General features: G+C 41.1%; 13 protein-coding genes and 2 pseudogenes. 6 read left to right on the plus strand and 9 right to left on the minus strand.

What is annotated here, in order from left to right; genetic code table 11:
• Positions 1–43 precede the first annotated feature (43 nt).
• A complete protein-coding gene (locus FW774_RS00895; protein ID WP_149346282.1) occupies positions 44–790 on the plus strand; it encodes an RDD family protein in 747 nt (248 codons plus the stop codon).
• 8 nt (positions 791–798) lie between these two features.
• Here the strand turns inward: FW774_RS00895 and FW774_RS00900 are convergent, their stop codons facing one another.
• The 7 genes and pseudogenes from FW774_RS00900 to FW774_RS00925 form a co-directional block, all read right to left on the minus strand.
• Positions 799–1119, minus strand: a complete 321-nt coding sequence (locus FW774_RS00900) for a DUF2752 domain-containing protein (RefSeq protein ID WP_149346283.1) — start codon at positions 1117–1119, stop codon at positions 799–801.
• A 103-nt stretch (positions 1120–1222) separates the two neighbouring features.
• Positions 1223–1426: pseudogene (locus tag FW774_RS20305) on the minus strand (DUF5684 domain-containing protein); the annotation flags it as partial.
• Between the two features lie 148 nt (positions 1427–1574).
• Positions 1575–2264, minus strand: coding sequence for a hypothetical protein (locus tag FW774_RS00905; RefSeq protein WP_149346284.1), 690 nt, complete (start codon positions 2262–2264; stop codon positions 1575–1577).
• A gap of 7 nt (positions 2265–2271) precedes the next feature.
• Positions 2272–2712: a hypothetical protein gene (locus tag FW774_RS00910; RefSeq protein WP_410522723.1), complete on the minus strand. Its 441-nt coding sequence runs from the start codon at positions 2710–2712 to the stop codon at positions 2272–2274.
• Positions 2713–2806: 94 nt separating this feature from the next.
• Positions 2807–3070: pseudogene (locus FW774_RS00915) on the minus strand (DUF5684 domain-containing protein); the annotation flags it as partial.
• A gap of 109 nt (positions 3071–3179) precedes the next feature.
• Positions 3180–3881 (minus strand): lipoyl(octanoyl) transferase LipB, encoded by a 702-nt coding sequence (gene lipB, locus FW774_RS00920; RefSeq protein WP_149346286.1) that lies wholly within the window; start codon positions 3879–3881, stop codon positions 3180–3182.
• Positions 3871–4584: a 4'-phosphopantetheinyl transferase family protein gene (locus FW774_RS00925; protein WP_149346287.1), complete on the minus strand. Its 714-nt coding sequence runs from the start codon at positions 4582–4584 to the stop codon at positions 3871–3873. Before FW774_RS00925 ends, lipB begins: the two co-directional genes overlap by 11 nt.
• 96 nt (positions 4585–4680) lie before the next feature.
• On the opposite strand from FW774_RS00925, the gene dcd reads away from it, so the two are divergent.
• The 5 genes from dcd (at position 4681) to FW774_RS00950 (ending at position 12679) form a co-directional block, all read left to right on the plus strand.
• A complete protein-coding gene (gene dcd / locus FW774_RS00930) occupies positions 4681–5217 on the plus strand; it encodes a dCTP deaminase (RefSeq protein ID WP_149346288.1) in 537 nt (178 codons plus the stop codon).
• A gap of 185 nt (positions 5218–5402) precedes the next feature.
• On the plus strand, positions 5403–8093 hold the full coding sequence (locus tag FW774_RS00935; protein ID WP_149346289.1) for a TonB-dependent receptor plug domain-containing protein: 2691 nt from the start codon (positions 5403–5405) through the stop codon (positions 8091–8093).
• A 73-nt stretch (positions 8094–8166) separates the two neighbouring features.
• Positions 8167–8931 carry an enoyl-CoA hydratase/isomerase family protein gene (locus tag FW774_RS00940; RefSeq protein ID WP_149346290.1) on the plus strand — a complete coding sequence of 255 codons (765 nt, stop codon included), beginning with the start codon at positions 8167–8169 and terminating at the stop codon, positions 8929–8931.
• A 118-nt stretch (positions 8932–9049) separates the two neighbouring features.
• Positions 9050–10630 carry a sulfatase gene (locus tag FW774_RS00945; protein WP_149346291.1) on the plus strand — a complete coding sequence of 527 codons (1581 nt, stop codon included), beginning with the start codon at positions 9050–9052 and terminating at the stop codon, positions 10628–10630.
• Between the two features lie 546 nt (positions 10631–11176).
• Positions 11177–12679, plus strand: coding sequence for a glycoside hydrolase family 30 protein (locus FW774_RS00950; protein ID WP_149346292.1), 1503 nt, complete (start codon positions 11177–11179; stop codon positions 12677–12679).
• Positions 12680–12888: 209 nt separating this feature from the next.
• On the opposite strand, the gene FW774_RS00960 is transcribed toward FW774_RS00950, so the two are convergent.
• Together FW774_RS00960 and FW774_RS00965 are read right to left on the minus strand one after the other, a co-directional pair.
• Complete coding sequence (locus FW774_RS00960) at positions 12889–13122, minus strand: hypothetical protein (RefSeq protein ID WP_149346294.1); 234 nt, start codon at positions 13120–13122, stop codon at positions 12889–12891.
• A 257-nt stretch (positions 13123–13379) separates the two neighbouring features.
• The gene (locus FW774_RS00965; protein ID WP_149346295.1) at positions 13380–13616 is read right to left on the minus strand and encodes a hypothetical protein; all 237 of its coding nucleotides are present in this window, start codon (positions 13614–13616) and stop codon (positions 13380–13382) included.
• Positions 13617–13747 lie beyond the last annotated feature (131 nt).

The following is a 13747-nucleotide window of genomic DNA, read 5'->3' on the forward strand; positions in this document are numbered from 1 at the left end:
ATCAGCTTAAAAAAATAAGTTTTAGCAATTATATTTGGAATAGATGGAAACCGTACGTATTCAAACTGCCCAGAATATTGATATTGATTACGAAATTGCCGGCCTCGGCGAGCGCATAGCCGCAAGGCTTATTGACTTCGGGCTTTTTGTTGCTGTTTACCTTATTGCAGCCTTTGTCATTGCGTTATCATCGCCTACCCTGCTTACAGGCGGCAAGGAATATATCTGGGTAGCGCTCATTGTTATTTACCTGGTTCTGTTTGTTTTTTACGACCTGATATGTGAATTATTTATGAACGGGCAGAGCATTGGGAAACGTCTGCTGAAAATAAAAGTTATCAGTCTGGATGGAGCGCAACCTACCCTGGGGCAATATCTGTTACGCTGGCTTTTCCGCATGGTTGATTTTACCCTTTCGGCACAATTAGGCGGACTGATAGCCGTTGCTGTGTCTGCAAAGAAGCAACGTATAGGCGACATGGTAGCCGGCACTACACTGATAAAAACTACGTTACGCACTCAATTGGAACAGCTGGCTTTTACAGGGCTTGAAGCCAATTACGAACCAGTTTTCAGGCAAGCAGACTTACTTTCTGACCATGATATTGAGCTGATTAACGAAGTGCTGAACAATTTTGTAAAGACAAGGAACAACATACTGGTTTACAATACAGCCATGAAGGTTAAAGATGTATTGGGGATTTCCATTCCCCGTGAAATGAATGAGCTGGAGTTTTTACAAACGGTTATTAAAGATTATACTTACCTGACCGCGGGAGAGGATGAATAACCGGCAAATTACCGTAGCATTTTATTGAGATAAGCTATCATCACAAAGCCTCCGGCTACATAGATCAGGGATTTAATAGCAATATTTTTAAAAGCGAAGTCATACCTGGATCCAATAAAAGACACGGTAAATAAAACCAGTAAGGGTATAGTGGGAGGATACAGCTGCCAGCTTTCGGTAAGATCTCCGCGAAACAATGCTACCACTGAGCGCTGAAATCCGCAACCAGGGCAATCTATCCCGGTTAACTTCTTAAATGGGCAGGGCAATAAATAATTTTGCAGCCTGTTAGTGATAAGCAACAGACTGCAAAATAAATAAGCAACCATACATGTCAAGTCAAAAGTTAAAAGTCAAAAGTTAAACCCGGCCAGCTTAGCATTAGAACATACCATTAAACGTATCTGTTCCAGGATTAACTAACATCTAACCTTAAACGGTTGGATCAGATTGATCTCCATTGGCATTTGGAGATTGGTATGACTTAAAAGCGTCTTCTGCGTTAAGTCCACCGGCTTCCTTTGCCGAAGGCCCTAAATAACCTGCGCTGCCAAACCCCAGCACCGGGTAAAATATAAACGGTAGCAGGAGTAATCCCACGGTAAAGCCTTCGGTTTTACCAAAACTTTTGCTTAACGGGCCGCGTATTGGCGATGGGCGGGATTTTTAGCACTACTGTTGATACGAAGAACGAAAGTTGAATTTAGTACTTCCGTTGATACGAAGCCGTTCAGCCCGCCTATTGCCAATACTATGTTGGTGGCTGGTGTGTTAATCTGTCGTGTTATTTGTCGTTGTAAAAAGTCCAATTTAGTTTAAAATTTTCTGTTGGCTCGTATTTTTTAATTTTTTCTATTATTGATTTCCTATGAGCGTAACCAAGCAAAAATACTGCTTGATTATATTTCTTTTGTTTACTGTAATTGTAAATATTGAGAAGCATCGCATCTTCTCTATATTCGTTAATATCTAACCAATTTTTATAAATCTTGCTTAATTTTTCGTTGTTAATAGTTTGTAGCCCTTTTTGTACCGCATCTGCAATCTCACTTGTTATGCCCATTGCTTTACTATTATTACAATATTGAAATCCATACATTCTAACATATTCGCAGTTTTTATCGCTTAAAACTCGATAATTATGACCATTTATATCATTAAGGTTTTCGACTGTTTCAAACACTGTTCGTAAATCAGATTTTATAAATGAGTCGGGAATATTATTATGGTTCTCCACAGGAATATATTCAAAATTATGATTCTCACTATACCTTTGAATTGCACTTATTTCTAATTTTTCACTATACACTCCATATTGAGAAAATCTTAATTGGTCATATTTTGAATATGTTTTATCATCTGCCTCTAAAAAGATTACTTCTGGGCATATTTTTTCAATGATTTTATGCAATTCTACTGAATTACATAGTCCACTGTCTGCGTGTTTTGTTGAAATTAGGGTTACGTTGTACATAAGTCAATTATTCTTTGGAAAATAAGCTACTTAAACAACGAGTTATTGCTTTTCTAATGTCATCTGCTTCTGTTGAGCCAATGCCTTCTGCGGTGCAAGAACAAACTTCTTTATATGTTTTTGCTGAAATAAAGTTTATCGTTACTTCAATCGTGTAACCACCAAGACCGACATTTCTTTTTCCACTTTCTCCGTAATTTACTATTAGAGTTTCATCGGCAAACTCGGGTTTTAGTTCGGGTAATCTAATAAATTTCTCTTTCGACAGTATTCCTGCAATTACATCACTCGGATTTACAGTCTTATTTGATGAATAATACTGCCCTGCATATGTAGCTCCCGAACCTGATGTCAAACTGTTTGTTGGAGAAATGTAAATGTATTTATAGCTGTCGGTTTTCTCGTTTTTAGTTGTTATGGGCGGTTTAAGAGTTACGCAGCTACTCATAAAAAAACTTGCAATTAAAATTGCTAAAAAACTAAATGTCTTCATTTGTCAATTTTTTTGTTCAATTCGTTTCTTGTGGACGGTGGTTTTGTACACTTGCCACCAACAGGTTAGTAAGCCATATTCCAATAACAATGTTTACGCATGGAATCAGCATTAAAACGATCCACCACAGGGGTTTACCTACAATTTCGCATAATACAACAAGGTTGTAAATGGGAATAATGGCCGCCCACCCGGGCTTGCCGGCTTTAACAAATATCTTCCACAAAGAGGCGATCATTAATACAATAATTGCCAGGTAAATAATTCCGAAGGCTCCCATACTTGCGCCGTAAGTGCTGTAATTATAGTCCATATCAGATATATTTTTGGTTAAGTTTTTTAAAAGTACTATTTTATTTTTTATAGCAACAAAAACCTTTACCCAATTTTTTCAGAAAAATAATATGAATTTCTATTGTCCGCTATTGGTAAAGCTCCATGCCGAACAAGGCAGCAATATGTGCCCGGAGCTTCTGCTTTACCTCTTCAACATCCAATTTAAAGCCAAGCTCACGCTCCATAGAGGTTACATCTTTATCATCTATCCCGCAAGGGACAATATTTTTAAAGTAAGCTAAATTGGCATTTACATTAAATGCGAAACCATGCATGGTCACCCACCTGCTGCATCGTACGCCCATAGCACAAATTTTACGGGCTTTGTGATTATCAGCATCCAGCCATACGCCGGTATATCCCGGATAACGGCCCGCAGCAATACCATAATCTGCCAAGGTATGGATAATGGCTTCTTCCAGCGTACGGAGATACAAATGTATATCCGTAAAGAAATTATCCAGGTCAAGTATCGGATAGCCCACAATTTGCCCCGGCCCGTGATAGGTGATATCGCCACCGCGATTTATTTTATAATATGTAGCCTCTTTTTCCGCTAATCCCTGCTCATCAAGCAATAAATGTTCGGGAATACCGCTTTTACCCAGGGTATAAACATGTGGATGCTCAACAAATACCAGATAATTTGACGTAGGTGTATCTGTACCGGCACTCCGGTTTGCCATTTTCTGAGCCACTACTTCGGAAAATAGCTTTTCCTGTCTGTTCCACGCTTCCTGATAATCCACCAGGCCCCAATCCTGAAAATACACTTTCTTATTTTTCATCCGTATGTTTTATCACGGTTTCATATCCGCCGAAAGGCAGGGATATACCAGCAATATCTTTACCATCGGCCACGTAGCCGATCATATAATCGTGGAACTTTTCGAAATGCACCGTGAATGTTTTATAAACATCATTAAATTGCAGCGAGGCATTAAAGCTTCCTTCCACAGCGTATGCAAAAGGTTCTAAATGGATGTGATTCAGAAACGATACCGTACGCTTGCCGTACAATTTGTAGATAGCTTCTTTGGCGCACCAGCAAATGTATAAGTGCTCTATAGCATGCTCCGGATCAATAAATTCCAGCTCGGCTGCACTCATAAACTTTTTTTCGATACGTTGTATCTTGGTTTTTACAAGCTCAATATCAATACCCACCGGTCTGTTGTTCCTGCTGATCATTACGGCAGCATAATCATACGAGTGACTGAGCGAGATCTGGTACGGAAGATTTGCCAGGAACGGCTTGCCATGCTCATCAACCTGGCAATCAATATATTCGCTGGTATTCAGCATTTTGCGCAGCAATACCCGTGTACTCAACCAGTGCAGGTTGCGTTTGCCATTATTTAATCCGTTTAAATAAGCTTTTTCATGGGCTTTAAGTTGTAGTTCCCGGTATAATTGTCCGGCAGATTCTTCTATTTTCCACACTGCAAACGCAGTATCTTCGTCCAACTGCTTTTGATAAACCAAACCCATGAGTAAAATTTAAACAGATGTAAAATTATCTTAAATAAATTATACTTTTAACATCAGAATGTTAATCGTTCAACAAATTAAATCGAAACACCAAAAATGATACTTTCGGATAAGCGGATACTTGAAGAAATTGATAAGGGAAATATAATTATAGAACCGTTTCGCAGGGAATGTCTGGGCACAAATTCTTACGACGTGCATTTGGGTAAATACCTGGCCACCTATAAAAGCCGTGAGCTGGATGCCAAGCAACACAATGAGATTGAGCATTTTGAAATTCCTAAAGATGGCTTTGTGCTGCAACCTAATACGCTTTATCTGGGTGTTACCAAAGAATATACCGAAACACACCAGCATGTCCCTTTTCTGGAAGGCAAATCAAGTACAGGTCGCTTAGGTATTGACATCCATGCCACAGCCGGCAAAGGAGACGTTGGTTTTTGCAACACCTGGACGTTAGAGATCTCTGTTGCACAGCCTGTGCGCATTTATGCCGGCATGCCTATTGGTCAGTTAATATATTTTGCCGTTGAGGGCGATATTGAAACGCTTTACAATACTAAAGGCAACGCAAAATATAACAACAAAACCACACGTCCGGTAGAAAGCATGATGTGGAAAAATAAATTTTAAACCAATGGCTTTTATTTCAATCCATAACTAACCCTCAATGTGTAATTGGGGGTTTTATTTGCAATAACGTAGGGTAACCTGGAAAAAATGAACATATAAACCGATGAATTTATAACGTGTGCAACAGCTAAGCTGAAACGCATCATGGCTTCATCAATTATTAAAAAGAACATAGTTTTTAACAGATGAAAAAACAACTTTTAGCAGCAGTAGGGTTACTTGCTGTACTTTCTTTTGGTTTTATTGCTTTTGAGGATGATCCGATAAAAGAAGTAGTAACCAAGCTGGAACGTTTCAGAAACGATGATGTCCAGGAAAAAATTCATCTCCAGTTTGACAAACCGTATTACACCATCGGCGATAATATATGGTTTAAAGCCTACGTGCTCAATGCCGAAAACAACCAGCTATCCAATTTCAGTAAAATTATTTACGTAGACCTGATCAACGATAAGGATTCTGTAAAGCAAAGTCTGCGGCTGCCCGTAATAGCCGGGCTTAGCTGGGGAGATTTTTCGTTGCCGGATACCCTGCGTGAAGGGAATTATCGCGTAAGAGCCTATACCAACTGGATGCGCAACTTTGGCGATGAATATTTTTTCGATAAAACCATTCAGATAGGTAACTCGCTGTCCAATACCGTTGTAACGGATGTAAAATATACGTTCTCAAAAGAAGGCGAGAAGGAAAAAGTAGATGCCGATATCCTATATAAAGATATGGATGGCAACCCGCTGATGCTGAAAGACGTAACCTACAGCGTACAGTTGGATGCCCGTAACATTGAAAGAGGGAAAGCAAAAACAGATATTAACGGCCATGTGATCATATCCTTTGTTAACAGCCAGCCCTTTGTGCTGAAATCCGGAACTATCAATACCACCATAAAAGTTAACGATCAGCAAACCGTAACCAAAATATTACCGGTAAAACAAACCTCTAAAGATGTTGATGTGCAGTTTTTCCCCGAAAGCGGGCAAATGGTGAATGGCATACCCAGCCGGGTTGCGTTTAAAGCCATTTCTGATGCCGGCTTAGGTGTTGATATAAGCGGCTACGTTGCCGATAATAACAACGAAAAAATAACCGATTTCAAATCGGCACATGCCGGGATGGGCAATTTTGTAATTGTTCCCGAAGAAGGCAAAACCTATACCGCCGTAATTAAATTGCCGGATGGATCTGATAAAAAGGTACCATTGCCAGCTGTTCAGAAAGAAGGATATGTATTATCGGTAAATAACAGCAATGCCGATACCTTGTTTCTGCGTATAGCGGCATCGCCGGGTTTACTTCAGAATGGTGATCTTTTTGTGGTTGGACAAACCAACGCTGTTGTTAATTATGCGGCTAAAACCCGGTTGCAGGGTTCGGTATTATCAGCCCGTATACCAAAATCCAAATTCCCTACAGGCATTTTACAGCTTACCCTGTTTGCTTCGGCTAACCAGCCGGTGGCGCAACGTTTGGTATTTATACGCCATAACGACCAATTGAACGTTAAAATAACTCCGTCTAAAACTTCGTATGGTAAACGCGACAAAGTAAAGCTGAACCTCGATGTTAAAGACGCTTCGGGCAAACCGGTTTCGGGTGCATTCTCAATGGCCGTGACGGACGAATCTAAAGTTCCTTACAATGACATCGAGGAAACGACCATCCTCTCCAACATCCTGCTAAGCTCAGACCTGAAAGGTTACATTGAAAAACCAAACTATTACTTTACCGATGTAACCCCCGAAAAAGAACGCGAACTGGATAACCTGATGCTGACTCAGGGTTGGAGCCGCTTTGTATGGACAAATATCCTGGCAAATAATTATCCGGTAACCACCTTCAAACCCGAACAGGGCATAACTATAAGCGGTACCGTGACCATGGGTAAAAAACCTATTGCAGGCGGCAAAGTTCTTCTGCTGGCTACCAAAGGCAGGGTTACCATTCTGGATACCATTACCGACAGCCAGGGCCACTTTGTTTTTGATAACTTAGTATTTGGTGATGATACCAAATTTGTAGTTCAGGCCCGCACGGCAAAAGATAAAAAGTTTGTAGATATTACGCTTGATCAGGTTCCCCCGGCGCTGGTATCACGCAACAAAAATGCACCCGATGTTGAGGTTAATGTGAACAGCAGCATGTTAACCTATTTAAAAAACAGTCAGAAACAGTTTACTGAGCTGCGCCGTTACGGTATGCTGGATAGGAACATTGTACTATCTGAAGTAAAAATTACCGAGAAAAAGCCGGAGGTTCAGAACTCAAGCAATTTAAACGGGGCCGGCTTTGCCGATGCCGTTATTAAAGCGGATCAGCTTGAAAATTGTATTGACCTTACGCAATGTTTACAGGGGCGGGTTGCAGGATTAATCATCCAAAACGGTATGGCCTATTTAATGCGTAGCATGCACACACCTATGCAGATCATTGTAGATGGTATGTACTTTGAGCCCGATATGCTCAGTGAGATCAATGTAAACGATATTGAAACCATCGAAGTGCTGAAAAGCATTGGGAATACGGCCATATACGGTATGCGGGGTGGAGGCGGCGTGCTCATTATCAACACTAAACGTGGCGATGGTGTGGTAACACGTAACACCTATACACCAGGTGTGGTTACCTATTATCCAAAAGGTTATAGCGTTTCGCGTGAGTTTTACATGCCTAAGTACGAAGGTAACAACGTGAACAATAAAATGGCCGATTTGCGGACAACCATTTACTGGAATCCTAAAATTGTAACCGATTCACTTGGCAAAGCCTCTGTTGAGTTTTACAATTCGGATGGACTTGGCACGTATAAAGCCGTTGTAGAAGGTGTCGGACTTAACGGAAAGCTGGCACGTAAAGTGTTCAGGTATAACGTTAAGTAATCCTTATATTTTCTTATCTTACAAACCTCACAGGTCTTGAAGACCTGTGAGGTTTATTTTTTAATACTGTTCTATGAATACTATACAAACCAGCATACAGGATAAGATAGCCATCATTACCCTGAACAGGCCGAAATCTAATGCCATCAATGCGGAAATGGTACATGAGCTGCAAAAAATGGTGCAGATCATTGAGCAGGATAAACAATCGGCAGGCTTAATTATTACCGGGCAGGAACGCTTTTTTTCGGCCGGTATCGATCTCATTGAACTTTACGATTATAATGAAACCGAGATCAGGGATTTCTGGGTTAGTTTCCTGAAACTGACCGCAACACTGGTATCATTTAAAAAGCCGATGGTTGCCGCCATTAACGGTCACAGCCCGGCAGGTGGCTGTATTATAGCGCTCTGCGCCGATTACCGTGTTATGGCCGAAGGCGATTTTATCATAGGCTTAAACGAGATTCCGATAGGTATCATTGTACCCGAAAATATTTTCAGCTTGTATGCCTACTGGATAGGAAAAGCTGCGGCTCACCGTAATTTATTATCGGGAAAACTGCTTACCGTTCAGGAAGCATTACAATGCCATTTGGTAGATGAAGTGGTAAAGCCCGGAGCAGTTCTGCAGGCCGCAACACGGCAATTGAAAAAATACCTGGAGTTTAGCTGGGCCGCCTGGCAACAAACCAAACTGAATATGCGGAAAGAATTAACAGACCAGTTTTCAGCCGACCCCGATGAAATACTTGAACCCATACTGAAACAATGGTGGTCGCCTAATACACGGGCTATACTGGAAACGGTTATCCGTAATCTAAAAGGCAGCAAATAGTTTTTATCTTTCTTAAGCTATCAGACTGTAAAAAATCAGGCTGTTGCTAACAAAATTGTTTAAATTTTTGCCTGAAAGACACCATCATATTAACTTCGATAAGCTAATCATTTTAACCATGAAAGTCCTCTGCTGGAATGTATTATTCTTATTGCTGAGCATTAAGATATACGCTCAACAAGCTGATAAACGACCAAACATACTATTTTGTATTGCCGACGATGCTTCTTTTCAGCACATGAGCGCTTACGGCTTATGCAAATGGATCCAAACTCCGGGTTTTGACCGGGTTGCAAAAAATGGGCTGCTGTTTACGCGTGCCTACACTCCAAATGCGAAATGTTCACCATCACGGGCCGCTATTTTAACCGGCAGAAATTCCTGGCAGTTAGAAGACGCGGGAAACCATAACTCATTTTTTCCTGCAAAGTTTACCACGTTTATGGAAGCTCTTGGAAAAAATGGGTACACTGTTGGATTCACCGGAAAGGGCTGGGGCCCCGGAAATCCGGGCAAGGTAGACGGCAAACCACGCTTACTTACCGGGCAGCCATATAATACCCTCAAAATAACAACGCCAACGTCAGCCATTTCGGCGGTAGATTATGCCGGTAATTTCGAAACTTTTATGAACAACCGGCCTAAAGATAAACCCTTCTGTTTTTGGTATGGCTCACACGAACCGCATCGCAAATACGAGTATGGCTCTGGTGTAGCTAAAGGACAAAAGAAATTATCAGATATTGACGCCGTACCTCCGATATGGATAGATAATGAGCAGGTACGAAATGATATGCTGGACTATGGCTATGAAGTGGAATATTTTGACAAGCAATTACAAAAAATACTGACCATTCTTGAGAAATCCGGCCAGCTCGACAACACTATTGTTGTAGTAACATCGGATAACGGCATGCCCTTTCCAAGAACCAAGGGGCATCTCTACGAATATGACAACCACCTGCCGCTTGCCATTATGTGGAAAAGGCAAATTTCAAATCCCGGCAGGAAAATAACCGACTTTGTGAGCTTCATCGACTTCGCTCCTACCTTTTTAGACATTGCCCGGGTAAAACCTGCTGATACCGGCATGCAGCCCATTACCGGGAAATCGCTGCTAACCATTCTTACCTCTAAATCAGGGGAAAAGATTGAGGCCCAACGCGATCATGTATTATTAGGCCGTGAAAGAGAAGATATTGGTCGCCCGCACGATCAGGGTTATCCCGTCAGGGCAATTCTGAAAGGTAACTTTATCTATGCCTGCAATTATGAGCCTGACCGGTGGCCATGCGGAAATCCTGAAACCGGTTATATGGATACCGATAGCAGTCCAACTAAAACGGCTCTTTTAGATGCCAACCGGGCCGGACAATATCATAATCTCTGGATGTTATCATTCGGCAAAAGACCGGCAGAAGAATTATACCAGGTAGATAAAGACCCCTGGTCTGTAAAGAACCTGGCTTACGATTCCGCATATACCAGCATTAAAAACAAACTGAAGGCACAAATGGAGCAGGAATTGAAAGCCCAGAACGATCCCAGAATGTTCGGTAAAGGTTATGTTTTTGATAATTACCCCTACGCCAATAAAATGCGGAATTTTTACGACAGGTTTATTAGTGGTGAACAAATTAAGATTGGTTTTGATAAGGCCGATTTTGAACCTGCCGGTTTTGAGAAAGCCCAAAAGTAAGGTTTAAGCTATAGGGTTTAAGGCAGACGGTGATTTACAATTTACGATTTTAGATTTACGAATATTATGATTGTTGAATTGTTATATTGCTAAATTGTTATCCAGATTATAACTTACAGAACAATAAAACTCCAACAAACTAAAGAACTAACAAACCAAACAACCAATATTCTAAGCGACGAAGGATTGCCCTGGCTTATTTAAACCTGATTGAAGTGTATACCGGCCTGTGGCTAAGGCCGAGCGAAAGGAACAAGCGGGCGGGGTGCGCAGTATAAACGTAAAGCAGGACTATAGGAAGCGAAGCAATACGAACCTCGCTTTTTAAAAAGTCAAAAGCACCTATCTTATGGCCTATTTTTAATCTACTCTACGATAAAATCTTTGCTGGTGCCCTTTGTAGTAGTTAAGTGATACACTCAATTGTATCAAAAGCCAGATTCAGGCTTTTGTGTATGGGTATTGTAGTAGCCTGTTAATCGCTTCCAGAGTAGATGCCTGACTACATTTGAGCTTTATTAACCGCAATAAACTCAAACCCATATCATGACGAAAAACTTTGAATGTATCGCGATGATACTGCTTACGTGTTGTGTTCAGTTCACACGTGGACAGCAAAAAATAGCACTCAGCGAAAAAACGGGACAGTTGGCTCGGCCCTTACCAGATAAAATGACTTCTATTGTTGGCAAAAGCGTGAAAGTATACACTACAGCGGCAGGTACAAGTTATCGCTTATCATTAACTGGTACATTACATTTTACCGATTTTAAGCAACCCTTAGAAACAGAAGCCTGTATTTTTATCGATCCCAATAAAACGTTTCAGTCTGTAATCGGCATTGGCGGCGCTATAACCGATGCTTCGGCGGAAACATTTGCCAGATTATCTAAGGATAAACAACAGGAACTTTTACAGGCATATTATAACCCTCAAAAGGGAATTGGCTATACGCTGGCCCGGACTAACATTAACAGCTGCGATTTTTCGAGCGGTAGTTACACCTACGTTGCCGACCACGACAGCACCCTAAAGACTTTCAGTATTACGCATGATATGCAATACCGTGTACCCTTCATTAAGCGGGCAATAGCAACGGCCGGTGGTAAATTAACTTTATTTGTCAGTCCGTGGAGCCCGCCGGCCTGGATGAAAACCAATAACGATATGTTGCATGGAGGTAAGCTCAAGCCGGAATATTACCAGGCCTGGGCCAACTATTATCCCAAGTTTATCGAGGCTTATGCAAAAGCCGGTATTCCCATTTGGGGCCTGTCGGTACAAAATGAGCCGATGGCTACTCAAACCTGGGAGTCGTGCATTTATACGGCAGAAGAAGAACGCGATTTCATTAAGAACTACTTAGGCCCCACATTGCAGAAGCACGGTATGTCGGCTAAAAAACTTATTGCCTGGGATCATAACCGCGATCAGATTTTTCAGCGATCCAGCGTTATCCTGAATGATCCGGCAGCAGCACGCTATGTCTGGGGTATTGGTTATCACTGGTATGAAACCTGGACGGGCGGAGGCATGCAGTTTGAGAACCTGAAACGCGTTGCGGAAGCTTTTCCGAATAAAAACCTGATATTCACAGAAGGGTGTGCCGAAACATTTGATGCCGCTAAACTGCACAGTTGGGCGTTAGGCGAAAAATACGGCTTATCAATGATCAACGATTTCAATAGCGGAACAGTGGGCTGGACAGACTGGAATATCCTGCTGGACGAAAAGGGCGGCCCTAATCATGTTGGGAATTTCTGTTTCGCACCGGTACATGCCGACACAAAATCAGGAGAGCTGATTTACACCAGCTCTTATTACTATATCGGCCATTTTTCAAAATTTATACGTCCTGGTGCTAAGCGTATCAGCGCTTCCTCCAGTCGCGACCAGCTAAAAACAACCGCGTTTGTTAATACCGACGGCAGCATAGCTGTTATGGTGCTGAATCTTACAGACCAGGCACAACCCTATCATTTATGGATCAATGGTAAAGCCGCAGCAACAACCAGCCTTCCCCATTCGATCATGACGCTGGTATTGTGAGAAGCAAGAGAGCATACCTATAAACTAAGAAAATCTCTTATATCTTTCGTCTTTTAGGATGTTGTCGATTTGAGAAGAATGAGAGTATCTGTACTTCCTGATCTTTAATCCGATAGTACATCGTGTTAAATTTCAAGATTGGAAAATAGTTTTCAAGATATTCGATTGTAGTTTTTAGTTCATTTAAAGCGTGATCTGTCCATAGTATTTTATAACCACTTTTCATAAAGCTTACGAGCTACAGCATGGGAAGATAATTTATTGTTATCAGCATCTTCAATTCCTTTTTCAATGGATAGCTTTTCCGGGTCGGAGATAGCGATCCACCAGTCTTTGTTTTCAGCCTCCCGAAACTTTATCAACTTTTCAATAATATTTTTGTCTTCCAGTGCTGAAAGCCATTGAATTAATTCAATTTTCTTGTCTAAAGTCCAGGCATCCATATCTTCCAATTTTCTTAATCAAATTTACGAAAATAATTTTGTTGAGTGATTTTCCAGCCTCTTCTTTTAATCCTTCAATGCATTCAGTACGCTCGATGCTTTATCCTGGGGATTCGGTTAATAATAGTGGGTTACTTCTGTTCACCGGGATTTGTTCCTCCACGGGAGTCCTTTGGACATGGGAATCACTGTATGATAATCCCGGTGGTAATAAGTGCCGGATTTAAAATCCGGCATTAGCGCCGAATGGAAAAATGTTAATGGCTGAAATACAAACCTATAATCGCTGCCATTTGTGCAACCCAAAAGCCCACCATCCACTTTACCATATCCAATTTTGATTTTGTAATGTCATCCTTTGTTGCTAAAACGGTCTTTAATTCTTCGAATTTTCTGTCTACCTTTTTTTCGAGAATCTCAATAAAAGCTTCTGCCTCACGTTCACCTATTTTTGTTTTGAGCATTTCGTATAATTGTATTTCTGATACTACCATGCCGGTTAATATTTGCTTTCTATTACAAGCTTATACAAAAGTTGCAGAATCCTGCTTCTTCTTTTAATTCTTCAACGCATTCAGCACACTTGGTGCTTTATCCTAGGCAGCCCGGGTCAAAATTACAAATC

This window comes from Pedobacter sp. BS3 (assembly GCF_008274585.1).
Lineage (GTDB): Bacteria > Bacteroidota > Bacteroidia > Sphingobacteriales > Sphingobacteriaceae > Hufsiella_A.